This window comes from Pseudomonas sp. GM21 (assembly GCF_000282215.1).
Classification (GTDB): Bacteria; Pseudomonadota; Gammaproteobacteria; order Pseudomonadales; family Pseudomonadaceae; genus Aquipseudomonas.
In genome coordinates this window covers 18,873-44,135 of record NZ_AKJS01000080.1, presented here as the reverse complement: position 1 = coordinate 44,135, position 25,263 = coordinate 18,873, and the positions used below count along the sequence as shown (strand labels likewise).

At 59.2% G+C, this 25,263-nt stretch carries 21 protein-coding genes and 1 riboswitch; of the genes, 10 read left to right on the top strand and 11 right to left on the bottom strand.

From position 1 onward, the window contains the following. Positions 1 to 110: 110 nt before the first annotated feature. Positions 111 to 1,517 carry an adenosylmethionine--8-amino-7-oxononanoate transaminase gene (locus tag PMI22_RS16660; RefSeq protein WP_007945458.1) on the bottom strand — a complete coding sequence of 469 codons (1,407 nt, stop codon included), beginning with the start codon at positions 1,515 to 1,517 and terminating at the stop codon, positions 111 to 113. 222 nt (positions 1,518 to 1,739) lie between these two features. Between PMI22_RS16660 and PMI22_RS16665 the strand changes: the two genes are divergently transcribed. The 3 genes from PMI22_RS16665 (at position 1,740) to PMI22_RS16675 (ending at position 4,895) form a co-directional block, all read left to right on the top strand. After that, entirely contained in the window at positions 1,740 to 3,464 is a 1,725-nt protein-coding gene (locus PMI22_RS16665) for a flavin monoamine oxidase family protein (protein ID WP_007945457.1), read from the top strand. A 262-nt stretch (positions 3,465 to 3,726) separates the two neighbouring features. Then, positions 3,727 to 4,278 (top strand): cytochrome b, encoded by a 552-nt coding sequence (locus PMI22_RS16670; RefSeq protein WP_007945455.1) that lies wholly within the window; start codon positions 3,727 to 3,729, stop codon positions 4,276 to 4,278. 32 nt (positions 4,279 to 4,310) lie between these two features. Then, positions 4,311 to 4,895 (top strand): YceI family protein, encoded by a 585-nt coding sequence (locus PMI22_RS16675; RefSeq protein ID WP_033049197.1) that lies wholly within the window; start codon positions 4,311 to 4,313, stop codon positions 4,893 to 4,895. Positions 4,896 to 5,158: 263 nt separating this feature from the next. On the opposite strand, the gene PMI22_RS16680 is transcribed toward PMI22_RS16675, so the two are convergent. The 4 genes from PMI22_RS16680 to ahcY all read right to left on the bottom strand — a co-directional run bounded on the left by PMI22_RS16680 (position 5,159) and on the right by ahcY (position 10,638). Further along, positions 5,159 to 7,033: a DEAD/DEAH box helicase gene (locus tag PMI22_RS16680; RefSeq protein WP_007945453.1), complete on the bottom strand. Its 1,875-nt coding sequence runs from the start codon at positions 7,031 to 7,033 to the stop codon at positions 5,159 to 5,161. Between the two features lie 223 nt (positions 7,034 to 7,256). Beyond that, positions 7,257 to 8,072 (bottom strand): substrate-binding periplasmic protein, encoded by an 816-nt coding sequence (locus PMI22_RS16685; RefSeq protein WP_007945452.1) that lies wholly within the window; start codon positions 8,070 to 8,072, stop codon positions 7,257 to 7,259. Between the two features lie 124 nt (positions 8,073 to 8,196). Further along, positions 8,197 to 9,042 (bottom strand): methylenetetrahydrofolate reductase [NAD(P)H], encoded by an 846-nt coding sequence (gene metF, locus PMI22_RS16690; protein ID WP_007945451.1) that lies wholly within the window; start codon positions 9,040 to 9,042, stop codon positions 8,197 to 8,199. A gap of 186 nt (positions 9,043 to 9,228) precedes the next feature. Next, positions 9,229 to 10,638, bottom strand: coding sequence for an adenosylhomocysteinase (gene ahcY, locus PMI22_RS16695; protein WP_007945450.1), 1,410 nt, complete (start codon positions 10,636 to 10,638; stop codon positions 9,229 to 9,231). 23 nt (positions 10,639 to 10,661) lie between these two features. Beyond that, a riboswitch (S-adenosyl-L-homocysteine riboswitch) is annotated at positions 10,662 to 10,764 on the bottom strand. 181 nt (positions 10,765 to 10,945) lie between these two features. Here ahcY and PMI22_RS16700 point away from each other — a divergent pair. Together PMI22_RS16700 and PMI22_RS16705 are read left to right on the top strand one after the other, a co-directional pair. Then, positions 10,946 to 11,350, top strand: coding sequence for an acyl-CoA thioesterase (locus PMI22_RS16700; protein WP_007945449.1), 405 nt, complete (start codon positions 10,946 to 10,948; stop codon positions 11,348 to 11,350). A gap of 103 nt (positions 11,351 to 11,453) precedes the next feature. Continuing rightward, positions 11,454 to 12,338, top strand: coding sequence for a formate/nitrite transporter family protein (locus tag PMI22_RS16705; protein ID WP_007945447.1), 885 nt, complete (start codon positions 11,454 to 11,456; stop codon positions 12,336 to 12,338). Positions 12,339 to 12,451: 113 nt separating this feature from the next. Here PMI22_RS16705 and PMI22_RS16710 read toward each other — a convergent pair whose 3' ends face one another. Further along, complete coding sequence (locus PMI22_RS16710; RefSeq protein WP_007945446.1) at positions 12,452 to 13,621, bottom strand: MFS transporter; 1,170 nt, start codon at positions 13,619 to 13,621, stop codon at positions 12,452 to 12,454. A gap of 218 nt (positions 13,622 to 13,839) precedes the next feature. Here PMI22_RS16710 and PMI22_RS16715 point away from each other — a divergent pair, with 218 nt between their 5' ends. Continuing rightward, positions 13,840 to 14,673: an EamA family transporter gene (locus tag PMI22_RS16715; RefSeq protein WP_007945445.1), complete on the top strand. Its 834-nt coding sequence runs from the start codon at positions 13,840 to 13,842 to the stop codon at positions 14,671 to 14,673. Positions 14,674 to 14,713: 40 nt separating this feature from the next. Beyond that, the gene (locus PMI22_RS16720) at positions 14,714 to 15,097 is read left to right on the top strand and encodes an MAPEG family protein (RefSeq protein ID WP_007945444.1); all 384 of its coding nucleotides are present in this window, start codon (positions 14,714 to 14,716) and stop codon (positions 15,095 to 15,097) included. Positions 15,098 to 15,238: 141 nt separating this feature from the next. Here the strand turns inward: PMI22_RS16720 and mltA are convergent, their stop codons facing one another. After that, on the bottom strand, positions 15,239 to 16,423 hold the full coding sequence (gene mltA, locus PMI22_RS16725; protein WP_007945443.1) for a murein transglycosylase A: 1,185 nt from the start codon (positions 16,421 to 16,423) through the stop codon (positions 15,239 to 15,241). A 128-nt stretch (positions 16,424 to 16,551) separates the two neighbouring features. Here mltA and PMI22_RS16730 point away from each other — a divergent pair, with 128 nt between their 5' ends. Continuing rightward, entirely contained in the window at positions 16,552 to 17,001 is a 450-nt protein-coding gene (locus tag PMI22_RS16730) for a c-type cytochrome (RefSeq protein WP_033049196.1), read from the top strand. Positions 17,002 to 17,145: 144 nt separating this feature from the next. On the opposite strand, the gene PMI22_RS16735 is transcribed toward PMI22_RS16730, so the two are convergent. From PMI22_RS16735 to PMI22_RS16750, 4 genes are all read right to left on the bottom strand, one after another. Next, positions 17,146 to 17,541: a DUF1090 domain-containing protein gene (locus PMI22_RS16735; RefSeq protein WP_007945441.1), complete on the bottom strand. Its 396-nt coding sequence runs from the start codon at positions 17,539 to 17,541 to the stop codon at positions 17,146 to 17,148. Between the two features lie 98 nt (positions 17,542 to 17,639). Beyond that, complete coding sequence (gene ligB / locus PMI22_RS16740; RefSeq protein ID WP_007945440.1) at positions 17,640 to 19,313, bottom strand: NAD-dependent DNA ligase LigB; 1,674 nt, start codon at positions 19,311 to 19,313, stop codon at positions 17,640 to 17,642. Between the two features lie 259 nt (positions 19,314 to 19,572). Further along, a complete protein-coding gene (metK, locus tag PMI22_RS16745) occupies positions 19,573 to 20,763 on the bottom strand; it encodes a methionine adenosyltransferase (RefSeq protein WP_007945439.1) in 1,191 nt (396 codons plus the stop codon). A gap of 17 nt (positions 20,764 to 20,780) precedes the next feature. Further along, entirely contained in the window at positions 20,781 to 21,776 is a 996-nt protein-coding gene (locus tag PMI22_RS16750; protein WP_007945438.1) for an ArsR/SmtB family transcription factor, read from the bottom strand. Between the two features lie 261 nt (positions 21,777 to 22,037). Here PMI22_RS16750 and tkt point away from each other — a divergent pair, with 261 nt between their 5' ends. After that, positions 22,038 to 24,035, top strand: coding sequence for a transketolase (tkt, locus tag PMI22_RS16755; protein ID WP_007945434.1), 1,998 nt, complete (start codon positions 22,038 to 22,040; stop codon positions 24,033 to 24,035). A 151-nt stretch (positions 24,036 to 24,186) separates the two neighbouring features. After that, positions 24,187 to 25,248 (top strand): erythrose-4-phosphate dehydrogenase, encoded by a 1,062-nt coding sequence (gene epd, locus PMI22_RS16760; protein ID WP_007945433.1) that lies wholly within the window; start codon positions 24,187 to 24,189, stop codon positions 25,246 to 25,248. The last annotated feature ends 15 nt before the right edge of the window (positions 25,249 to 25,263 follow it).

Here is a 25,263-nt window from a genome sequence, read left to right as displayed (position 1 = left end):
TCGTTCCCACGCTCTGCGTGGGAATGCCTCACCGGACGCTCCGCGTCCGCTTTTTGGGACGCAGAGCGTCCCTGGCTGCGTTCCCACGCGGAGCGTGGGAACGATCAGTGTTAGCCCGGATCACGGAAGCCGGGATGGAAGTCTTTCGGCACCGCCACGCTGATGCTGTCGCGCGTCGCGATGTCGATGCCTTCGCTGGCCACTTCGGCCAGAAAGTCGATCTGCTGCGGCGTGATCACGTACGGCGGCAGGAAATACACCACGCTGCCCAACGGTCGAAGTAAAGCACCGCGTTCCAGTGCGTGCTGGAACACCTTCAACCCGCGACGTTCCTGCCACGGGTAGGCTTCTTTCGTAGCCTTGTCCTTGACCATCTCGATGGCCAGCACCATGCCGGTCTGGCGCACTTCCGAGACGTTCGGATGGTCGGCCAGGTGCGCGGTGGAGGAGGCCATGCGCTGAGCGAGGGCCTTGTTGTTCTCGATGACGTTGTCTTCTTCGAAGATATCCAGCGTCGCCAGTGCGGCGGCGCACGCCAGCGGGTTGCCGGTGTAGCTGTGCGAATGCAGGAAGGCGCGCAGGGTCGGGTAGTCGTCGTAGAAAGCGCTGTAGACGTCTTCAGTGGTCACGCAGGCCGCCAGCGGCAAGTAACCGCCGGTCAGGGCCTTGGACAGGCAGAGGAAGTCCGGGCGGATGCCGGCCTGTTCACAGGCGAACATCGTGCCGGTGCGGCCAAATCCGACGGCAATTTCGTCGTGGATCAGGTGCACGCCATAGCGGTCGCAGGCTTCACGCAACAGTTTGAGGTAAACCGGGTGGTACATGCGCATGCCGCCAGCGCCCTGGATCAGCGGCTCGACGATCACTGCCGCGACGCTGTCATGGTTCTCTGCCAGGGTCTGTTCCATGGCGGTGAACATGTTGCGTGAGTGCTCTTCCCAGCTCATGCCGTCTGGGCGCAGGTAGCAATCGGGGCTCGGCACCTTGATGGTGTCCAGCAGCAGCGCCTTGTAGGTTTCGGTGAACAGCGGCACGTCGCCCACCGACATCGCCGCCATGGTCTCGCCGTGGTAGCTGTTGGTCAGGGTGACAAAGCGCTTCTTGGCAGGCGCACCGCGGTTGAGCCAGTAGTGAAAGCTCATTTTCAGCGCGACTTCGATGCAGGACGAACCGTTATCGGCGTAGAAGCACCGGGTCAGGCCTTCGGGAGTCATCTTCACCAGTCGCTCGGACAGCTCGATCACCGGTTGATGGCTGAAGCCGGCGAGGATCACGTGCTCCAGTTGATCGACCTGATCCTTGATGCGCTGATTGATGCGCGGGTTGGCGTGGCCAAACACGTTGACCCACCAGGAGCTGACAGCGTCGAGGTAGCGCTTGCCTTCGAAGTCTTCCAGCCACACACCTTCCCCGCGTTTAATCGGGATCAGCGGCAGCTGTTCGTGGTCTTTCATCTGGGTGCAGGGATGCCACAACACCGCGAGATCGCGTTCCATCCACTGTTTATTCAGGCCCATTTTCTGTCTCCTCGAGGCTACCCGCGACGTAGGCGGGCAAACAATCGCGCAAGCCTATGCAATGCGTGGCGTGGGGACAACCCATTGTGTCGATTGAGCTACTTTGTATAGGACGATAGACGTTGCTGGCGGGCGTCTGAAGCCTGACGTATCCTTCGCGGTTCCTGGAGTCGACTGACTCGTAAAACCGTATTTTCCACATGTATTTCCGGAGTTCGCTGAATGTCTGTCGGTTGGCTGCGCGCCTGTGCGCTGGTGATGTTGGGGCTGTTCAGCGTGTCTGCGCTGGCCAAGGATAAAACCGTGATCGTGGTCGGTGGCGGGCTGTCTGGCCTGACCGCAGCTTACGAACTGCAGAGCAAAGGCTGGCAGGTCACGCTTCTGGAAGCCAAGTCGAGCCTGGGCGGTCGCTCCGGCATGGCCACCAGCGAGTGGATCGGCAACGACAAGACTCAGCCGGTGCTGAACAAGTACGTGTCGACCTTCAAGCTGAGCACCACGCCAGCCCCTGAATTCGTGCGCACGCCGAGCTACCTGATCGACGGTGAATACATTACCGCCGCCGATCTGGCGACCAAGCAGCCAGCCACCGCGGAAGCGCTCAAGCGCTACGAAAAAACCGTGGATGATCTGGCGCGCTCGATTGACGACCCGCAGAACCCGGCCGCCAACAACACACTGTTCGCGCTGGACCAGATCAACGTGGCCAATTGGCTCGATCGTCTGAACCTGCCAACCACGGCCCGTCAGTTGGTGAATCAGCAGATTCGTACCCGCTATGACGAACCTTCGCGCCTGTCATTGCTGTACTTCGCACAACAGAGCCGTGTTTACCGTGGCACCTCCGATCGTGATCTGCGCGCGTCGCGACTGGTGGGCGGCAGCCCGATGCTGGCCGACGCTTTCGTCAAACAGCTGAAAACCATCAAGACCAACTCCCCTGTCTCGTCGATCACTCAGGACAAGGACGGCGTGACCGTCAAAGTCGGTAGCGTCGGCTATCAAGCGGACTACGTGGTGTTGGCCGTGCCGTTGCGCGCACTGGGCAAGATCCAGATGACCCCGTCGCTGGATGCCAAGCATATGGACGCCATCAAAGGCACCAACTACGGTTGGCACGACCAGATCATGCTGAAGTTCAAGACGCCGGTGTGGGAACCCAAAGCGCGCATGTCCGGCGAGATCTTCAGTAACACCGGCCTTGGCATGTTGTGGATCGAGCCGGCACCGAAGGGCGGCGCCAATGTGGTGATCAACCTGGCTGGCGACAACGCACGCGTGATGCAGGCGTTTGGTGACAAGCAAGTCGTCGATCAAGTGCTGATTCGCCTGCACGCCTTTTATCCGCAGGCGCGTGGTGCGTTCACCGGCTATGAACTGCGCCGCTACAGCACCGACCCTACGATGGGCGGCGCTTACCTGGCCTTCGGTCCGGGCCAGATCAGCAAATACTGGCGCCTGTGGGAGCGACCGATTCAGCGTGTAACCTTTGCCGGCGAACACACTGATACCTTGTACCCAGGCACCCTGGAAGGCGCATTGCGCACCGGCCAGCGTGCGGCCAGTCAGGTTGAAGACTTGGCGGCGGGCAAGTCGTTTGAGCCGGCGAAAGTGGCGACCGCAGCGGCAGCCGGCGCGGTGGCGGCGAAGAAAGGTAACTTCTTCAGCAACCTGTTCGGTGGTTCGGATGACGCCAAGAAGGCAGAGCCGGTCAAGGCACCTGAGCCTGTCACTCCACCCGCACCGGCTCCAGCTCCGGTAGCTGCACCGGCACCTGTCGAAGCGCCGAAGCCTGCAACGCCAGTAAAAGCCGAGCCCGCCAAAAAGGCACCGGCGAAAGCTCCGGCGAAGAAGCCTGCCGCCAAAACCGAAGCCAAAAAGGCTCCGGTGAAGAAACCAGCGACTAAACCCGCTGCGACAGCGACAACGGTTACCAAGGCGCAGTAAGCGTCGGGGTTAAAAAAACGCGGCAGAGATGTCGCGTTTTTTTATGCCTGAAGAAAACCAGTAGCGGGAATCGAATAAAGCCCGGGGAGTAGGTGTTTTCTAGTCGGAGTGCATTTTTTCTCACGCAGTGGTCTTTAATCTTTCCTTAACACACCTATTTCAATCTCTTGATCGTATTTCTCGATATTTCAAAGCAAAATTTTCGGCTTTAATTCGATAGATAACTCGTTAGTCTTGGGCCAGCACTTACAGGGACTTGGCAATGCAACTACGAAACTCTACCTCTCGCTACGGCTGGGTCAGCATCTTCATGCACTGGGGCGTGGCGCTGGCGGTCTTCGGTCTGTTTGCATTGGGGTTGTGGATGATCGATCTCGATTACTACAGCACTTGGCGCAAAGAAGCGCCGGAATTGCACAAGAGCATTGGTCTGGTACTGCTGGCTGTCATGGTTCTACGGTTGCTGTGGCGCTTCATCAGCCCACCGCCGCCTACGCTGCAAAGCTATAGCCGCATGACGCGCCTGGGCGCCAAATTCGGCCATTTGTTTCTGTATCTCAATTTGTTCGTTGTGATGATTGCCGGTTACCTGATTTCCACCGCAGAAGGCGTCGGGATCCCGGTGTTTGGCCTGTTTGAAGTTCCTGCGCTGGTTTCCGGACTACCGGATCAGGCAGACACCGCCGGTGTGATTCATTTGTACCTGGCGTGGGTGCTGGTCATTTTTTCCGGCTTCCATGCGTTGGCAGCACTGAAACACCACTTTATAGATCGCGATGTGACCCTGACGCGAATGCTGGGGCGCAAAGCCTGATGTTCAACCTCGACTCCAAAGGAATAGAAAGCATGTTGAAAAAAACACTCGCTGCTCTGGCAATCGGTTCGACCCTGCTGTCCGCCAACGTGATGGCGGCTGACTACGTCGTCGACAAGGAAGGCCAGCACGCCTTCGTTGACTTCAAGATCAGCCACCTGGGTTACAGCTACATCACCGGTACTTTCAAGGACATCGACGGCAAGTTCAGCTTTGATGCTGCCAAGCCGGAAGACAGCAAGATCGAGTTCAACGTAAATACTGCGAGCGTTTTTACCAACAACGCGGAGCGTGACAAACACATCTCCAGCAAAGACTTCCTCAACGGGAGCAAAGCCACGTTTGTTTCCACCAGCGTCAAACCCACCGGCAAAAACGCCGCTGGCAAAGACACTGCCGACGTGGCGGGTGACCTGACTATCCTTGGCGTGACCAAGCCAATCGTGGTCAAGGCTACTTTCCTGGGTGAAGGCAAAGATCCATGGGGCGGCTACCGTGCCGGTTTCGAGGGCACCTTCAACCTCAAGCGTTCCGATTTCGGCAAGCAGAAAGACCTGGGCCCATCGTCCGATGCGGTTGAAATGTACGTGACCTTTGAAGGTGTGAAAGCGAAATAACTTTCGCGCCTGACACAAAAAACGCCCTCGATCTCATGATCGGGGGCGTTTTTTTTTGAACAAGATTTTTATCTACACCACCGAACCGCTGTGGGAGCGGGCTTGCCCGCGATGGCGGTGGGTCAGTCAACATCAATGTTTGATGGACTGACGCTATCGCGGGCAAGTCGAATCGTCGCACCGCCGCCCCACAGGGGTATTCGTCAGTCCAAAAAAATGCCCCTGACCGTGAGATCAGGGGCATTTTTTATGGCTGGAAAAACTTAGCGATTGCGGGTCAGCAACGCTGGTTTTTCGCCTCGCGGACGGCCTGGCAGTTGATCAAGTTGCTCAGGAGTCGGGAAACGATCGGTTTTCGACTCCTTGTGAATGATCTTCGGCGCTGGGCTGCGCGGGTTTTGCACGGCCGGTTCCGAACGTGGCTGATCGTCCCGGGCAGGGCGGCGGTTGCGGCCTTCTTCGCGACGGGCCTGACCGTCACGTGGAGCACCGCTGCGTGGGCCACTGCGCTTGGCCGGCGGCGTGCCGGTGGTGGCGCCGTCGCTGCTGCGCGGACCGCTTTGGCGACCTTGAGGCTTGCCGCCGGTGCGCGGAGCACCTGCGCCAGCGGTTGTGCCTTGTGCCGGAGCACCCGGACGGCGACCACGACCCTGAGCCGGTTTGGCTTGAGGAACGTAGTCAACGCGGTTACCGAAGTTATCGATATCGTCGTCCAGGAACTCATCCGGAGCACGGTCAGCAGCAGCGCGTGGTGCCGGGCGTTGTTGCTCGCGAGCCGGGGTGCCTTCGCGTGGCTTGTGTTCACGCGCCGGACGATCGCCACGGGCAGTGGCGGCAGGTTTTTCCTTGCCTCCCTTGTCCTTGCCTTTGTCCTTGCGACCGCCGCCACCGCCGGTGCCGTTCGGACCGTCGCCGCGCGGGCCACGTGGGTTGCGCGGGTTACGCACATCCGGACGCTCGCGCACTTCAGGCTTCTCGGCTTCTACAGCACTGGAGTCGAAGCCCATCAGGTTGCCGTCGGCAATCTTCTGCTTGGTCATGCGCTCGATGCTTTTCAGCAACTTCTCTTCGTCCGGCGCGACCAGCGAGATCGCTTCGCCCGAACGACCGGCACGGCCAGTGCGGCCGATACGGTGAACGTAGTCTTCGTCGACGTTTGGCAATTCGAAGTTGACCACGTGTGGCAACTGATCGATGTCCAGGCCGCGAGCGGCGATGTCGGTGGCGACCAGGATGCGCACTTCGCCGGCCTTGAAGTCGGCCAGGGCTTTGGTGCGAGCGTTCTGGCTCTTGTTGCCGTGGATCGCGACGGCGCTGAGGCCGTGTTTGTCCAGGTACTCGGCCAGGCGGTTGGCGCCGTGCTTGGTGCGGGTGAACACCAGCACCTGTTCCCAGGCGCCCGCGGTGATCAGGTGGGCCAGCAGCGAACGCTTGTGGTTGGCGGGCAGACGGAATACGCGTTGCTCGATACGCTCGACCGTGGTGTTCGGTGGCGTGACTTCGATGCGTTCCGGGTTGTGCAGCAATTTGCCGGCGAGGTCGGTGATGTCCTTGGAGAACGTCGCCGAGAACAGCAGGTTCTGCCGTTTGGCTGGCAGGCGGGCCAGGACCTTCTTCACGTCATGGACAAAGCCCATGTCGAGCATGCGGTCGGCTTCGTCCAGCACGAGGATTTCCACGTGGGACAAATCGACGCTGCCTTGGCCAGCGAGGTCGAGCAGGCGGCCAGGGCAGGCCACCAGCACGTCAACACCACGGGACATGGCCTGAACCTGCGGGTTCATGCCGACGCCGCCGAAGATGCACGCGCTGACGAACTTCAGGTCACGGGCATAGACCTTGAAACTCTCGTGGACTTGAGCCGCGAGCTCGCGAGTCGGGGTCAGGACGAGAACGCGCGGTTGGCGCGGGCCATGACGCTGGGATTTGTCCGGGTGACCGTTAGGGAACAGCCGTTCCAGAATCGGAAGGGCGAAGCCACCGGTTTTACCAGTACCTGTCTGTGCCGCAACCATCAGGTCGCGACCTTGCAACACGGCGGGAATGGCCCGCTGTTGCACCGGAGTAGGCTCGGTATAGCCCGCTGCCTCGATGGCGCGGACTAAAGCCTCGGAGAGACCGAGGGAAGCAAAGGACATGAGTAATCCTGTTTTAGTTAGGGCTTGGCCCAATGGGAGTCTTGCCTGGCGCGAATGGCGTTTAAGAGGAACGCAATCCCGTCCGGTTCTGCTGGGCCTTGAAAGCTCGTCTGGAGCGCTCGCGCGGGCTGAAGAGCTGCGCTGTAGCGGGGTCAAGATGCCTATAACAAGTCCGAGCGTCCGGGCGTGAGCCTGGCGGGAAGGCCGGAGTATAACAGAGCAATCACTGCGCGCCGCTTTCCTGCTGCTCAACGGTTTTTACAGGGGGCGTAGTCGCCGTGGTGACTTTGATGGCGGCGACGGGGCCCGCGCCGTAACGGGCGCTCAACTCCGCATAGGCAGGTTCGCGCTTGAACCGCTTGAGCTCGGCACCGAAACGTTGCACCAGCAAATCCATGCCGGCATTTTTGCGGACCGCCAGAAACTGGCTCTGGTGACTGATGACTGTCGGGTTTTCGGTGATCTTGTTGCGGATACCCAGTTGATCGAGCAAGTGCTGGCCGACCCGGCGATCCGTGATCAACAGGTCGATTCGCCCGCGTACCAGCTTGCCGAAGTTGGCTTCATGGGTCGGCGCCGGTTCACGGGTGAACAGCGCCGATTCGCTGAAGTCCTTACTGTAGAGATAGCCCGGCGACGTGCCGATGGTCAGGCCTTTCAGATCCTCCAGGGTGCGAAAAGGATGAGGTCGGGCATTGGCGTAGAACATCACGAATTCGACTTCCGAGAGTGGCTCGGCGGGATAGAGCAGGGTCGCGTCCCGCTCATCACTGTGGAAAATGTCCAGTGCACCATCCGCCTGGCCGGTTTCGAGCATCGACAGACAGCGTTTCCACGGCAGGAACTGCCAGTCCACTTCGATCCCCAGGCGTTTGAAGACTATGGCTGTGGTTTCGTAATCCAGCCCCATGGATTTGCCATTTTCCTCGTAGACGTAGGGCGCCCAGGGCTCAGTGACAATGCGCAGCTTCTCGCCCCGAGCGGCAAAGCTCAGGCAAGTAAAAAGCAGCACTGTCATAAATTGCGAAATCAAGGGCATGGCTTGAGATTACGACGAGAAATCATAAAGAGCCAGAAGCCCGATCCAGAAGCTCTGGCACAAAGTGCGTCCCATAAAAAAGGCCCTGGATTTCGCCAGAGCCTTTTCATGATTTTGCACTGTTTCAGCGCGGCAACTTCAGGTTGTTCCACACCGCCAGACTCGCTTCAGCCTGGTTCAGTGTGTAGAAGTGCAGGCCGGGTGCACCACCTTGCAACAGGCGTTCGCACATTTCGGTGATGACTTGCTCACCAAAGCCTTGAATGCTTTGGGTGTCGTCCCCGTACGCTTCCAGCTGTTTGCGAATCCAGCGTGGAATTTCCGCGCCGCAGGCGTCAGAGAAGCGCGCCAGTTTGCTGTAGTTGGTGATCGGCATGATCCCCGGAACGATCGGGATAGTCACGCCCAGCGCCCGTACACGCTCGACAAAGTAGAAGTAGCTGTCGGCGTTGAAGAAGTACTGGGTGATCGCGCTGTCGGCTCCGGCTTTGGCCTTGCGCACGAAATTGGCGATGTCGTCTTCGAAATTTCGCGCTTGCGGGTGCATTTCCGGGTAAGCGGCGACTTCGATGTGGAAATGATCGCCGGTCTCTTCACGAATGAATTCGACCAGGTCGTTGGCGTGGCGCATTTCACCGCTGGCCATGCCCATGCCCGAAGGCAGGTCACCGCGCAGGGCAACGATACGCTTGATGCCCGCGGCCTTGTACTGGGCCAGCAAACCGCGCAAGTCGTCCTTGCTGTCGCCCACGCAAGACATATGCGGTGCGGAAGGGACTTTCACTTCGCTTTCGAGCTGCAACACGGTGTTGAGGGTGCGATCACGGGTCGAACCACCAGCGCCGTAGGTGCAGGAGAAGAAGTCAGGGTTGTAGGTCGCCAGATGACGGGCAGTGGCGATCAGTTTTTCATGCCCAGCGTCGGTCTTCGTAGGGAAGAACTCGAAGCTGTAGCGACGGTCTTGGGACATGGAGGGGGCCTCCAGCTGCAAGCTGCAAGCTTCAAGCTGCAAGTGGGGGTCGTGCCCATTTGGCATGCTTCGGCTTGCAGCTTGTGGCTGCGAAATTGCTATGAAGAAGCAAGCAGAAAGCCTCAAGTTTCAAGTAAACGAACTGCTTTTTACTTGCCGCTTGAAGCTTGTAGCTCGCAGCTGCTGTCAGTACCGATAAGCGTGCGGCTTGAACGGACCTTCGACGGTCACGCCGATGTAGTCGGCCTGGGTCTTGGTCAGTTGAGTCACAACGCCGCCGAAACCGCGGACCATTTCCAGGGCCACTTCTTCGTCGAGTTTCTTCGGCAGTACTTCAACGGTCAGGCGCTCGGCTTTCTGGGCTGGCGACAGGTCGGCGTACTTCTGGCCGAACAGGAAGATCTGCGCCAGCACCTGGTTGGCGAACGAACCGTCCATGATGCGGCTTGGGTGGCCTGTGGCGTTGCCCAGGTTAACCAGACGGCCTTCGGCCAGCAGGATCAGGTAGTCGTCGTTCTGAGCGTCGAAAGCGCCCGGGCCGGTACGGTGGATTTTGTGAACCTGTGGCTTCACTTCTTCCCACGCCCAGTTTTTGCGCATGAAAGCGGTGTCGATTTCGTTGTCGAAGTGACCGATGTTGCAGACAACAGCGCGCTTTTTCAGGGCTTTGAGCATGTTCGAGTCGCAAACGTTGACGTTACCGGTGGTGGTCACGATCAGGTCGATCTTGCCCAGCAGCGCTTTGTCGATGCTTGCTTCAGTGCCGTTGTTGATACCGTCGATGAACGGCGAAACCAGCTCGTAGCCGTCCATGCAGGCTTGCATGGCGCAGATCGGGTCAACTTCGGAAACCTTGACGATCATGCCTTCCTGACGCAGGGACTGGGCCGAACCCTTGCCCACGTCACCGTAACCGATGACCAGCGCTTGCTTGCCGGACAGCAGGTGGTCGGTGCCGCGCTTGATCGCGTCGTTCAGGCTGTGACGGCAGCCGTACTTGTTGTCGTTCTTGCTCTTGGTCACCGAGTCGTTGACGTTGATGGCCGGGATTTTCAGCTCGCCCTTGGCCAGCATGTCCAGCAGGCGGTGTACGCCAGTGGTGGTTTCTTCGGTAACGCCGTGGACGCGGTCCAGGATCGCCGGGTATTTCTTGTGCAGCAGCTCGGTCAGGTCGCCGCCGTCGTCGAGGATCATGTTGGCATCCCAAGGCGCGCCATCTTTCAGGATGGTTTGCTCCAGGCACCACTCGTACTCTTCTTCAGTCTCGCCTTTCCAGGCGAAAACCGCGATGCCGGCAGCAGCGATAGCGGCTGCGGCCTGATCTTGAGTCGAGAAAATGTTGCAGGACGACCAACGTACTTCGGCACCCAGGGCAACCAGGGTTTCGATCAGCACGGCAGTCTGAATGGTCATGTGGATGCAGCCGAGGATTTTCGCGCCTTTGAGCGGTTGCTCACCGGCGTATTTGCGGCGCAGACCCATCAGGGCAGGCATTTCGGATTCGGCGATGATGGTTTCGCGACGGCCCCAGGCAGCCAGGGACATGTCGGCGACTTTGTAATCGTTAAAATCTGCAGGCGTGATAACAGCGCTCATGATGAGCCTCCATTCGTAATGTATGCGAATGGGCGCCGTTGTGCGTTTAGTGTCTGGCCGAGAACAGCCAAGCAACGCCCCATCCGAGCCTGACAGGTCGAACCTGCTGCAGCGCCCCTCGGACAGGTGGCGGGAAAACGGTAGTAGCCGTTTTAAATCGGTGGCGATTATAGCTGTCTTTAAGCTTCAAGTTGCAAGCCGCAAGCGACAAGTTGCAAGCGGACCGATTTTCACTTGCAGCTTGTAGCTTGAAACTTGAAGCTGGGGGCACACCTACCGCAATCGATCAAACACCCCGGAGCCCCCCATGAATTTCCACACCCGCAAATGGGTAAAACCCGAAGACCTCAACCCTAACGGCACGCTGTTCGGCGGCAGCTTGTTGCGCTGGATCGATGAAGAAGCGGCGATCTATGCCATCGTCCAGCTGGGCAACCAGCGCGTGGTGACCAAGTACATTTCCGAAATCAACTTCGTCAGCGCTTCGCGTCAGGGCGACATCATCGAGCTGGGCATCACCGCCACCGAGTTTGGTCGCACGTCGATCACCCTGACTTGCGAAGTGCGCAACAAGATCACCCGTAAAAGCATCCTCACCGTGGAAAAGATGGTGTTCGTCAACCTCGGCGAAGACGGCTTGCCGGCGCCCCATGGCCGTACCGAAATCAGATACGTCAAAGATCAGTTTCAGGATGATGTGGCTAGCGAGTGATATCGGCGGCGGCCTCACTATCAATGATGATTTAACTGACCACTGAACAGCTCCGAACCGCGCGTGTCGTACCTACATGACACGCCACCGGTTCAGGAACGCTATGGACACCCCAAAAGACGGCAAGACCCCGAACCTCTCGGCTGAAGAACGGCACGAAGTCGACAAAAACCAGCCACCCCGTGCGGCGGTGCTGCACGAAATCATCCGCACCCAGGGCGATAAGGAACTCGAGCGCAGTGTCGCCGCCCTGTGGTGGTCGGCGCTAGCCGCCGGCCTGACCATGGGTTTGTCGCTGATGGCCATGGGGCTGCTCAACGCGCGACTGCCTGACGGTGAAGGCTTTAAGGTGATCGCCAGTTTCGGTTACTGCGCAGGTTTTCTCGCGGTAATTCTGGCCCGCCAGCAACTCTTCACCGAAAACACCTTGACCGCCGTGCTGCCGATCATGAGCAAGCCTACGTTGGGTAACTTCGGTCGGCTTTTGCGGCTGTGGTCGGTAGTGCTGGTGGGCAACCTCTGCGGCACCTTGCTGGTGGCATATGTGATGCTGCACTTGCCGATTTTCGACACCAAGACCGATCTGGCCTTCCTCGACATCGGGCGCAAGGTTATGGAAAACGACGCGAGCAAAATGTTCGCCAAAGGCATCATTTCCGGCTGGATGATCGCCACCATGGTCTGGATGATCCCGTCCATGGAAAGCGCCAAGATGTGGATCATCATCCTCATCACCTATTTCATGGCGCTGGGAGATTTCACTCACATTGTGGTCGGATCGGTTGAGGTTTCGTACCTGGTGTTCGCCGGCGAGTTGCCGTGGAAGGATTTTTGGCTGGTGTTCGCAGGTCCCACGCTGGTGGGGAACATCGTCGGTGGCAGTTTTATCTTCGCGCTGATCAGCCATGCGCAGATCCGCAGCGAGAGTGGGCCGCCCAAGAAGAGTGCGGATCAGGCACCGGATCCACACAAGCGCAAAGAGGAGTGAGGGCAGGGGTACCGCGTCAACTTCATCGCGAGCAGGCTCACTCCTACGGGTGGGGCGCGGTCCATGTGGAGTGAGCCTGCTCGCGATAACTATTTCAGCAGCAAAGCAGTCAATCAGCCGGGCACATTGACCGCAACCGCACCGCGCCGCTGCAGATAAATGAAGAACAGCGCCGTAAACACGGTCAGGCCACTGACCAGCGCACCCGTCCATGGCAAGTCCGCCAGGTCGGCGCCGCTGGCAACCACCAGTCCGCCAATCCACGCACCCGCCGCGTTGCCAAGGTTGAACGCACTCTGGTTCAACGTGGAGCCGAGGTTAGGCGCTTCGTGCGCCTGGTCGATGATCAACAGTTGCAGGATAGGGCACAGGGCAAAAGCAAAAATCCCCCACAGCACCAGCGTGATCGCCGCCGGAATCACCGAGTGACTGGTCTGCGTGAACGTCGCCAGCACCACCAGCACGGCCAGCGCCATGCCGACCAGTGAAGGCAGTAAACGACTGTCCGCCAGTCGACCGCCGAGCATGCTGCCTGCCGTCAAACCCACGCCGAAGAGCAACAGCATGATCGTCACGCCGTGCGGGCTGACGCCGGTGATGTCTTGCAGGATCGGCGCGATGTAAGTGAACACGCTGAACAGACTGGTCGAAGCCAGTACACTCATGCCTAGCGCCAACAACACATTGACCTTGCCCAGCACCTTGAACTCGCTGGCGAGGTTGGCCTTGTCCATGGCGATGTGTCTGGGCAACCAGCGCCATTGCGCGATCGCGGCAATCACACCAATCACCGAGACCGCCCAGAAGGTCGAGCGCCAGCCGGCGTACTGCCCAAGCGCGGTGCCCAATGGCACGCCCAGTACATTGGCCAGCGTCAGGCCGGTGAACATCATTGCAATGGCTTGTGCCCGTTTATTCGGTGCGACCAGGCCCGCCGCGACCACTGAACCGATGCCGAAGAACGCACCGTGACACAACGCAGTGACCACGCGGGCAGCCATCAAGGTGGCGTAGTTTGGCGCGAGGGCGCACAAGACATTGCCGAGGATGAACATCATCGTCATCCCCAGCAATGTCGCCTTGCGCGGCATGTTGGCGGTGCCGACCGCAAGGATCGGCGCACCGAACACCACGCCCAGGGCATAGCCGGTGATCAACAAACCGGCGTTCGGGATGCTGACGGCGAGGTCGCGAGCGACATCGGGCAACAGGCCCATGATGACGAATTCAGTGGTGCCGATGCCGAACGCGGCAACAGCGAGGGCAAGCAAGGCGAGTGGCATGCGCAAGGTCTCTGTCGGTAGTCTTGACGCTGTGATCAGGCATACGCATGCCAACGACCGTTCTCGGTGAGAGCGGGCATGGACAGAAATTATTGGAATTAGTCTGTGCGCAACTGAGTGCGGCGTGGTCGCTTGCAGTATAAACAGCTGCTGACCTATGGCGAATCAATTATCTGGGCGCTTTGCGCAGGGAATAAAAACAAACAAAGGAGTTTGCCGTGCTTGCAACAGCACTGGTGTTAGTCGCTGCGCTGTTGCACGCAGCGTGGAATACCCTGATCAAATTCAGTGCGGAACGCTTGCTGGTGGTGGCCTGCATGGACAGCGTGGCGATGCTGTTTGTCGCCGTCATGTTGCTATTTGTGAGCGTACCGCCGATTGAAATCTGGCCCTGGATCCTGGCGTCGGCGGCGTTCGAATTGCTTTATCGCTACCTGCTGATCCAGGCCTATCGGGTCGGTGATCTGGGGCTGGTCTATCCGTTGATGCGCGGACTGTCGCCGCTGGTGGTGCTGGCCCTGACGCTGATCTTCGCCGGGGAAGTGCTGACCAATCAGCAGGTTTTAGGGATTCTGCTGATTCCGTTCGGCATGCTTTGCCTGTTGTGGCAGGGTGGGGGGGGTGCGCGCTTGCCGTGGTCGATGCTGCCGGTGGTGGCGCTGATCGGACTGTGCATCGGTTGTTATACCTTCATCGATGGCCAGGCATTGAGGCGCTGGTCGCACCCGCTGGATTATCTGGTTTGGGTCACACTACTCAGTGCCTGGCCGTTTCCATTATTGGCGCTGGTGCGCAAACGGCCGGCGTTCATGCTGTTCTGGCGGGAGCAATGGCGGTTGGGGCTGGCGGTCGGATTTTGCGTGTTGTTCAGTTACGCTCTGGTGCTGTGGGCAATGCAGCTGGGCTCGATTGCCGAAGCTGCGGCGCTGCGTGAAATCAGCGTGATTCTGGTGGTGCTGTTCGGCATGCGCTACCTGAAAGAACCGTTCGGTCGGCCAAGACTTCTGGCTTGTGGCCTGGTGTTGATTGGCATGTTGGTGATGAAGTTTTAACCGAAACCCGAATCTCTGAAACTAAAGAAAGGACTGCTTTATGACGGTTGCCCTGTGGTGCATTTTGATCGCGATTTTCCTGCCGTATATCTGCACGGGTGTTGCCAAGGCCAGTGGCGGGTACAGGTTGAAAGACAACCATGATCCCCGGGATTTTCTCGATTCGCTGGAGGGTTTGGGCAGGCGTGCGCATGCAGCACAACTGAACAGTTTTGAAGTGACCCCGGCGTTCGCTGCGGCGGTGATCGTCGCGCACCTGGCCGGCAATGCCGAACTGGTGACGATCAATGTCCTGTCGGTGTTATTCATCACCAGCCGGTTGCTGTACATCATTTGCTACCTGGCGGACTGGGCGATTTTGCGGTCGTTGGTGTGGTTTGTGGGGATGGGGTTGATCGTGAGTTTCTTTGTGGTGTCGGTCTGACAGAGCTTCATTGGTTTTACCCCTTCGCGAGCAGGCTCGCTCCCACACTGGACTGTGTTCGGTCACGCATGTTGTATTCACCGAAGATCCCCTGTGGGAGCGAGCCTGCTCGCGAAAGCTATCTGTCAGTCGCTACAGGACTCAAGGATTGGTCTTCGCCGCATCAGCCACCTGAGGCACCTGCGGCAACGCGGCTCCTTTAGGCCACAACATCCAGATCTGCCCTTGCTGCTTCATATCCCCGGCCAACTGCCCGGCCGCTTCACCTGTGCCCCAGAACAAATCCGCGCGGACCTCGCCGGCAATCGCTCCGCCGGTATCTTGAGCCGCCACCGGGCGAACCAGCGCAGTGCCGTCCGGTTTGGTGGTGGACAGCCATAACAGGCTACCCAGCGGAATCACCTTGCGGTCCACTGCCGCGCTATATCCCGCCGTCAACGGCACATTCAACGAACCGCGAGGCCCTTCGTTGCTGTCCGGGTTGCGGGTGAAAAACACATAACTAGGGTTGCTGGCCAGCAGCTCGGGAATACGCGTCGGATTGGCCTTGGCCCACGTGCTGATCGCGCCCATGGTGACATCTTCTTTTTTCAGCTCGCCTTGCTCAACCAGCCAGCGCCCGATAGGCCGATACGGATGGCCGTTCTGGTCGGCGTAAGCGATGCGCAGTTGGCGACCGTCATCGAGCTGGATACGCCCCGAACCCTGGATTTGCAGGAATTGCAGGTTCATCGGGTCGGTCAGCCAGGCAACTACCGGCGCCTTGACACCCTTGGTTCCAATTGTTGCCGCATCGTCGTAAGGCTTGAGTACCCGCCCTTCAAGCCGGCCGCGCAGGCGCTTGCCCTTGAGTTCCGGATAGACACTGTCGAGCGAGACAATGATCATGTCTTCGGGCACGCCGTAGACCGGGATGTTGGCCGTCGCGGTCTGGGTCAGGCTGCCGGGGTAGACCGGTTCGTAATAACCGGTGATCAAGCCGTTGGGGTTGTCATTGGCGGCGCGCAGGCCATAGACATCCAGGTTTTGTTTCAGAAAATTGCGGATGTCAGGGGCGGTTTGCGGCACGTTGGCAGAAGCCGCGCAGGTCGGGCCCCAGACCGGGTCGGCCTTGAGTCGGTTGCAGGCGCTGCGCCACGAACCGAAACCGGCGACCAGGTCGTTGTCGGACACCGTTGGCAGCGCTTCCCAAGTGGCACTGGAGTAGGTGGCCAGGGCGTGGGTTTTTGGCTTGTTGTTATCGCCGCCGGTGCAGCCGGCGAGTACGGCCACCATGGGAAGAGTCCACGCGAGGTGGTGACGCCATGCCTTGAAACGGCTGTTCATGGAGTAATTCCTCTGTCGGTCGCCTGAGTGCTCCATGCGCTCAAACAACCCATATTGATAATAGGGCTATTGGTCTTTGTCGATGACGCGAGGATACTGGCCGCCGTTTCCCGTGACCTGAAGCCACCATGACTTTCAAAAGACTTTCTGTTGTATTGCTGGCGTGCCTCATGCTGTCCGCTTGCGGCGGTGTTGACCCGAATTCGCCGCTGGGTCAGCGCAAGGCGATCTTCAAGCAGATGCTCAATACCGGCGAAGACCTGGGCGGCATGTTGCGTGGTCGCATTGCATTTGATGGCCAGAAATTCGCCGATGGCGCCGTGAAACTCGATGCGCTGTCCCGTGAACCGTGGAAACATTTTCCACAGGTGCGCGAAGAAGATCACACCAGTGCCAAGGACAATGTCTGGCAACAACAGGCACGTTTTCAGGAAATGTCCCGCGACCTTGAAGCCGCCACCGGTGAATTGGTGATCGCCAGCCAGGTTCAGCCTTACAAGGTCAGCAACCTTGGGCCGGCGGTGCAGAAAGTCGAAGATGCCTGCAGTGCTTGCCATAAACAGTTTCGGGATCATTGATTCTTGCTTGTTGATCGTTCCCATGCTCTGCGTGGGAATGCCTCAAGGGACGCTCCGCGTCCAGTGACGCGGAGCGTCACGGGCTGCATGCCCACGCAGAGCGTGGGAACGATCACTGCAAAGTTCAGATGCTCGGCCGGGGACTTACTTGTCCAATTCGTCGAGCGCATCCTGCAGCTCCTTGCGGGCCTGGGCGAGTTTGTCTTTGCGCTTGTTGATCTTCTCGGGATCGCCTTTTTTCATGGCGCTGTCGAGGTCGGCCTGACGCTTGCTGACTTCATGCTTGGCGTCGAGGACTTTGTTTTCCCTTTCTTTCTTCAGTGAGGCATCGGTGCAATGAGTGGTGACTTCGCTCAGGGCGGTTTCCAGGCCTGCTAACTGGTCGGTGTTGTCGCGCGACTTGGCCAGTTCGATCTGATTGATGATGCCTTGTTTTTTTGCAGCGCAACCGCTCAGCCCCGGCGCTTCTTCATCCGCCATCAGCGGAGCGGCCAACACACTGCAAAGGGTCAGCAGGGCGAGTGGTGAAAGAATTTTCATAAAAGCTCCATGTGCAAAAGCAAGCAGGTCAGTGTGGCGATGGGCGTTGGAGCGCATCGGCACCTAGGGGTTCCCGGGACGCCGGGCATTGCCAGTCCCTAGAAACCGTCAATTCCGGCGACACGCAATGTTTCACTCAAGGCCAGGACCTGCGGGTCGCGAAAAAACGCGCTCAATTGCGCTGCACGTCCCGGGCCGATACCGGCTTCAGCCTGCCATTGTTCAGTGTTTCGGTTCGCCAGCTCCTGCCATGAATCGGCAAGCTGCGCCTGCCCTGTCGGAGGTAAACCCAAGGCTTTTAACCAGCGACTGAAAGGTCGCTGTCGAGCACTGTTGAAACTGTTTAAAAGACGAGCACTGCTGCGTTCGCCGAAGCCGTTAATGGTAGCAAGCTCTTGAGCGTCGAAGGTCAACCAATCCAGAAGGCCATTCAGTCGGCCTGTTTCTAAAAGTTTCTCCCAAGTACCGGGGCCGACATGAGGCAAGGCCAGCCCCTGCTTGCCACTGAGCCAGGTCAGTCGCGCGAGGAATTGGCTTTCGCACCCCGGTGTTGGCTTCCAACAACTCAAAAGATGGAAGTCGGCTGCCAGCGGAACATTCAACTCAGGGCGATCGGTGCTGCGAAGTACAACCCTGTCCAGCCTGGGAATGGTCAGTCCGGCGAGGCTGATGGACACCTGATCGCCGGGGCGGATGTCCAGCTCCTCCCAGCGCCGCAGCGAGCTGACACTCACGCGCTTGATCTGCCGGTCATCGAGCATCACCGGTTTCAGGTTCAGCACTGGTGTGATCCGACCGGTGCGACCGACCTTGAAGTCGACTGTTCGCACCTGCGCCAGTGCCTGAGCGAAGGGGTATTTCCAGGCGACGGCCCAGTAGGGTGATTTCGCCTGCCAGCGTTCGGCCGAGGGGCGCTGACTTTGGCGCAGGACGACACCGTCGCTGGCAAACGGCAAGGGCGAGCGATACCAGTGATCGCGCCAGCGTTGAGCATCGGCCAATGTCTGGATCGGTTGGCTGTAGGGCGCCGTGCTCGGGAAACCCAGTTCATCCAGCGTCGCGATACGTTCGGGCATATTTGCCGGGCCTTGAGGCCAGTCCCAGACAAACAGCCTGATGCCGGTGGCGTGTTCAGGGGGGAGGGTCTTGCGGGCCATCAGGCCGGCCACCGTGGAGCGGGCATTGAGGCTTCCGGCCTTGGCTTGTACGTGGTCAGTCAGATGCCAATAGAGTTCGCCTTGCACCAGTAAATCCAAGGGTTTTGCCAGCTGCCGAGGAATGTCGGGGACCAATCGTGCCGAGTTGGTCCAGTCCTGTCCGGTCACTCCGTCGCCACGGCTGATGACCTGGTGCAGCAGGCCGTCGCGATAGATCAAAGTCACGGCCACACCATCGACCTTGGGTTGTATCCAGAGGTCCTTGCGCTCGCGCAGCCAGTTTTCCACGGCCTGGCTATCACGGAGTTTATCCAGGCCTGTGTGGGCGATGGGGTGAGCTGTCTGGCCACTGGCGGTGCGCATGGGGTCAGGCGCCAGACCCACGTCAAAGCACTCGCGCCATTCGATCAATTGCGCGCGGGACTGATCGTAGATTTCGTCGGCCACCAGTGAGCGTCCGCCCCGGTGATAGTGGTCGTCCCACAAGTCGATTTGTTTTTGCAGGGCGCCAATTTCGTCCAGTGCGCGGGTGGGTGGCCAGTCGGGGCAGCCGGTTGCGTTGGAGCTCAGGCAAAACAAGGTCAGAAAAACAGCGGACAGCAGGCGTAGAAGCATCTTGAGCGTCCTTGCTCAGGTGGAGTGCTTTCAAGGTTAGTCCGCATTCGGATGTTGGCAGCGACGATGTTTTTCGGTGTGTTTCGAGGCGAGGAGATCAAAAGCTCGCAGCCTCGTTTCACTCGACATCTGCTACACAGATCCCTGTAGGAGCTGTCGAGTGAAACGAGGCTGCGATTTGTTGGATTTCGCGCAATAACGCAATAAAAAGCCCCGCACGGCGAACCGTGCAGGGCTTTGGGTACCGCCGGGGGAAGTCTTACAAGCCAGCAGCCAGACGCAGGTCGTCGGCGCGGTCGGTTTTTTCCCAGGTGAACGTGGTGAAAGTGTCATCGCCCACGGTCTTGGTGGCCGGGGTGCGGCCGAAGTGGCCGTACGCCGCGGTTTCCTGGTACATCGGGTGCAGCAGGTTGAGCATGGTGGTGATTGCGTATGGACGCAGGTCGAATATTTCGCGAACCAGTTTGACGATTTTGTCGTCGCTGATTTTGCCGGTGCCGAAGGTGTTCAACGAGATCGACGTAGGCTGGGCAACACCGATCGCGTAGGAAACCTGGATCTCGCAGCGCTCGGCCAGGCCGGCGGCAACGATGTTCTTGGCCACGTAACGACCGGCATAGGCGGCCGAACGGTCAACCTTCGATGGATCTTTACCGGAGAACGCGCCGCCGCCGTGACGGGCCATGCCGCCGTAGCTGTCGACGATGATCTTGCGGCCGGTCAGACCGCAGTCGCCAACCGGGCCGCCGATGATGAACTGGCCAGTCGGGTTGATGTGGAACTGGGTGTCCTTGCTCAGCAGTTCGGCAGGCAGTACGTGCTTGACGATCAGCTCCATCACGCCTTCGCGCAGGTCTTTGTACGACACGTCAGGGTTGTGCTGGGTCGACAATACAACGGCATCGATACCGACAACCTTGCCGCCTTCGTAACGGCAAGTCACTTGCGACTTGGCGTCCGGGCGCAGCCAAGGCAGCAGGCCGGATTTACGGGCTTCGGCTTGCCGTTGCACAAGCTGGTGCGAGAACGTGATCGGTGCTGGCATCAGCACGTCGGTTTCATTGCTGGCGTAACCGAACATCAGGCCCTGGTCGCCGGCACCCTGATCTTCCGGTTTGGCACGGTCAACACCCTGGTTGATGTCAGGGGACTGCTTGCCGATGATGTTCATCACACCGCAAGTGGCGCCGTCGAAGCCGACATCGGAGCTGTCGTAGCCGATGTCCAGAATGACGTTACGCACGATCTCTTCCAGATCGACCCAGGCCGAGGTGGTCACTTCACCGGCGATGATTGCAACGCCGGTTTTTACCAGGGTCTCGACCGCTACACGGGCGAACTTGTCTTCAGCAATGATGGCGTCCAGCACCGCATCGGAAATCTGGTCGGCGATTTTGTCCGGATGTCCTTCAGACACGGACTCGGAGGTGAAGAGGGAGTATTCGCTCATCTCGATGTTTCCTGAATTTACCGATGGTGAGTGTCGCCAGTCGGTCGCTGAAAGTGGCGAACCTGGATCTGGAAACCATTACGTAAGCCTACATAGAGGCTTTCCCCGGGAACGAGTCCCGCAGCGGTGGCCCAACGGGCCAAATCGTCCTGTTCAAACCCCAACCAGAGATCACCGCAGGCCTCCCTGGCCCAACTCTGGTTGTGGCTACATAACTCTGTCACGAGCAGGCTTCCACCCGTTTGCAGCAAGTCGGCCATGTGTTTTAGTGCTTCGGCCGGTGCGGCGAAATGGTGCAATACCATGTTCAGTACAACGCAATCGGCTTGAAGGCTTACACCGTTCAATGCATCGGCCAATTGCAGGCTGACGTTAGCCAGCTTTTCACGTTCACAGACCTGGCGGGCCAGTTCGAGCATTGCCGGGCTGTTGTCCAGCGCGGTGACTTCAGTGAAGCGGCGCGCCAGTTCCGGCAGAAACTCGCCGTCACCGGGGCCGACTTCAATAGCCGTGGCGCCTTTGCCGAAACTCAACTTGTCGAGCAAGGCCAGCACGCTTTCGCGGTACTGCGGCAGGCCGGCGATCAAATCTTGCTGGGCGCGAAATTTCTCCGCGACCCGCGAGAAAAAGTCCTGGCTGGCCGCTGCTCGCTGCCCATGCACCTGAGCGATTCGCGACCGCACATCGGCGGGCAGGGTCAGATTGTCCACTTCTTCCAGCAGGGCGGTGTGCAGCTTGCCACCCAGCAGGTCGGTATGGGGCAGGGCGCGACGGTAGAAAATCGCATTGCCTTCACGGCGGGTCGCCACCAGGCCGGCCTGGGCCAATACCTTGAGGTGATGACTCATGCCGGATTGGCCGATGCCGAAGATCTGCGCCAGTTCCAGTACACCGAACGAATCGTTGGCCAGTGCGCGCAATACATTCAGACGCAGAGGATCGCCGCCGGCCTTGCAGAGGGCCGCCAGTTCGTCGCAATCGTCATGTTGAATGGAAGGCGCGGGTAGATTCATAAGGCCAGCAGTCTAGTGACGGGCCGAAATCCCCGCAAGAGCAATATCAAAAAGTTTTGATATTGCTCGATAGGTGGCACTTCTCGTCGTCAGCGTCGGTCAATAAACGGATAGCGGAAAGGTTTCATCAGTCGAAACCACCGCAATCCATTGGAAAAACGCCTCCAGATGACTATCTGTCATTGCCCCGAGGCGGCCCGGTGAGGGAAAATGCTCGCCTTTTTTCCGTTTCGTTTTATTCAAGCCCCCAGGAGATCAGCGATGCCAAGCCGTCGTGAGCGTGCCAACGCCATTCGTGCCCTCAGCATGGATGCCGTGCAAAAAGCCAACAGCGGCCATCCCGGTGCCCCTATGGGTATGGCGGATATCGCCGAAGTACTTTGGCGTGACTACCTCAAGCACAACCCGAGCAATCCATCGTTCGCCGACCGTGACCGCTTCGTGCTGTCCAACGGCCACGGCTCGATGTTGATCTACTCGCTGCTGCACCTGACCGGCTACGACCTGTCGATCGATGACCTGAAGCAGTTCCGCCAACTGCACAGCCGCACCCCGGGCCACCCGGAACTCGGCTACACGCCGGGCGTTGAAACCACCACCGGTCCACTGGGCCAGGGTCTGGCCAACGCCGTGGGTTTTGCCCTTGCCGAAAAAGTCATGGCGGCGCAGTTCAACCGTCCGGGTCACAACATCGTTGATCACCACACCTACGTGTTCCTGGGTGATGGCTGCATGATGGAAGGCATTTCCCACGAAGTTGCTTCCCTGGCCGGTACCTTGGGCCTGGGCAAGCTGATCGCCTTCTACGATGACAATGGCATCTCCATCGACGGCGAAGTCGAAGGCTGGTTCACCGACGACACGCCAAAGCGTTTCGAAGCCTACAACTGGCAGGTGATTCGCAACGTTGACGGTCATGACCCTGAAGAAATCAAGACCGCGATCGAGACCGCACGCAAAAGCGCGCAGCCAACCTTGATCTGCTGCAAGACCACCATCGGTTTCGGTTCGCCGAACAAGCAAGGTAAAGAAGACTGCCACGGTGCCCCATTGGGTGACGCGGAAATCGCCTTGACCCGCGCTGCACTGAAGTGGACCCACGGTCCGTTCGAAATCCCGGCTGATATCTACGCCGATTGGGACGCCAAGGAAGCAGGCAAGGCTGTCGAAGCCGAGTGGGATCAGCGTTTCGCTGCTTACTCCGCTGCGTTCCCTGCCGAAGCCAACGAATTGGTACGTCGTCTGAGCGGTGACCTGCCGGCTGACTTCAGCGAAAAAGCCTCGGCCTACATCGCCGAAGTGGCCGCCAAGGGCGAAACCATCGCTAGCCGCAAAGCCAGCCAGAATGCCCTGAACGCATTCGGCCCATTGCTGCCTGAATTCCTCGGCGGTTCGGCTGACCTGGCCGGCTCCAACCTGACCCTGTGGAAAGGTTGCAAAGGCGTCACCGCCGAAGACGCCAGCGGCAACTACATGTACTACGGCGTGCGCGAGTTCGGCATGACCGCAATCATGAACGGCGTTGCCCTGCACGGCGGTCTGGTGCCTTACGGTGCGACCTTCCTGATGTTCATGGAATACGCGCGCAACGCGGTACGCATGTCGGCCCTGATGAAGCAGCGTGTGATCCACGTCTACACCCACGACTCTATCGGTCTGGGCGAAGACGGCCCGACACACCAGCCAATCGAGCAACTGGCCAGCCTGCGCTGCACGCCGAACCTCGATACCTGGCGTCCAGCCGATGCCGTTGAATCGGCGGTGTGCTGGAAGTACGCATTGGAGCGTAAAGACGGCCCTTCGGCGCTGATCTTCTCGCGTCAGAACCTGCAGCACCAGGATCGCAACGCGCTGCAAATCGCCGACATCGCCCGTGGCGGTTACGTGTTGAAGGATTGCGACGGCGAGCCTGACCTGATCCTGATCTCCACCGGTTCCGAAGTGGGTCTGGCGGTTCAGGCTTACGACAAGCTGACCGAACAGGGTCGCAAAGTGCGCGTTGTGTCGATGCCTTGCACCAGCGTGTTCGATGCCCAGGACGCCGGTTACAAGCAAGCAGTTCTGCCGTTGCAGGTCAGCGCCCGTATCGCCATCGAAGCTGCTCACGCAGACTACTGGTACAAGTACGTGGGCCTGGAAGGCCGCGTGATCGGCATGACCACCTACGGCGAGTCGGCGCCAGCGCCAGCCTTGTTCGAAGAGTTCGGCTTCACCCTGGAAAACATCCTGGGTCAGGCTGAAGAGCTGTTGGAAGACTGATCCAGAAGTTGCGTCGTCCTGACTGCCGTCTTCGCGAGCAGGCTCGCTCCCACAGGGTTCTACATTGCCCATGTGGGAGCGAGCCTGCTCGCGAAAGCGGTGGTTCAGGCAACGCTGCAATGACAGATTCACCACGGTAATCGAGAACCCCATGCCTCAACCGCGTCCTTACAAAGTTGCACTCAACGGCTATGGCCGGATTGGTCGTTGCGTCTTGCGTGCGTTGTTTGAGCGAGGCGAAAAGGCCGGGTTTGAAATTGTCGCGATCAACGATCTGGCTGACATGGCCAGCATCGAATACCTGACACGATTCGACTCCACTCACGGGCGTTTTCCCGGTGAAGTGCGGGTTGAGGGCGATTGTCTGCATATTAATGGCGACTGCGTGAAGGTCCTGCGCAGTGCCACCCCCGAAGGCATCGATTGGGGGTCGCTGGGCGTCGATCTGGTGCTGGAGTGCTCCGGCGCTTATCACACACGTGCCGATGGCCAGCGATTCCTCGACGCCGGCGCGCCGCGTGTGCTGTTTTCCCAGCCGATGGCCAGCGAGGCGGATGTCGACGCCACCATCGTTTACGGCGTGAACCAGGATTGCCTGACCGGCGACGAACTGCTGGTGTCCAACGCGTCCTGCACCACCAACTGCGGCGTGCCGTTGTTGCGCCTGCTGGATCAGGCGATCGGTCTGGAGTACGTGTCGATCACCACCATTCACTCAGCGATGAACGATCAGCCAGTCATTGACGCCTATCACCACGAAGACCTACGCCGTACGCGCTCGGCCTTCCAGTCGGTGATCCCGGTGTCCACTGGTCTGGCGCGGGGCATCGAACGCTTGCTGCCGGAACTTGCCGGGCGAATTCAGGCCAAAGCCGTACGCGTGCCGACGGTGAACGTGTCCTGCCTCGATATTACGATGCAGACCGTCAGCGACACCGACGCCACCGAGGTCAACCGGATTCTGCGCGAGGCCGCCACTACTGGCCCGCTCAAAGGCTTGCTGGCCTATACCGAGTTGCCTCACGCCAGTTGTGATTTTAACCATGACCCACATTCGGCAATCGTCGATGCCAGTCAGACTCGAGTTTCCGGCCCTCGGCTGGTGAACATCCTGGCCTGGTTCGACAACGAGTGGGGGTTTGCCAACCGAATGCTGGACGTTGCAGAACACTATCTGCAAACAGCTACTCCAACAGCTTCTCCAAAACAGTAACTCAGGAATTGCGAC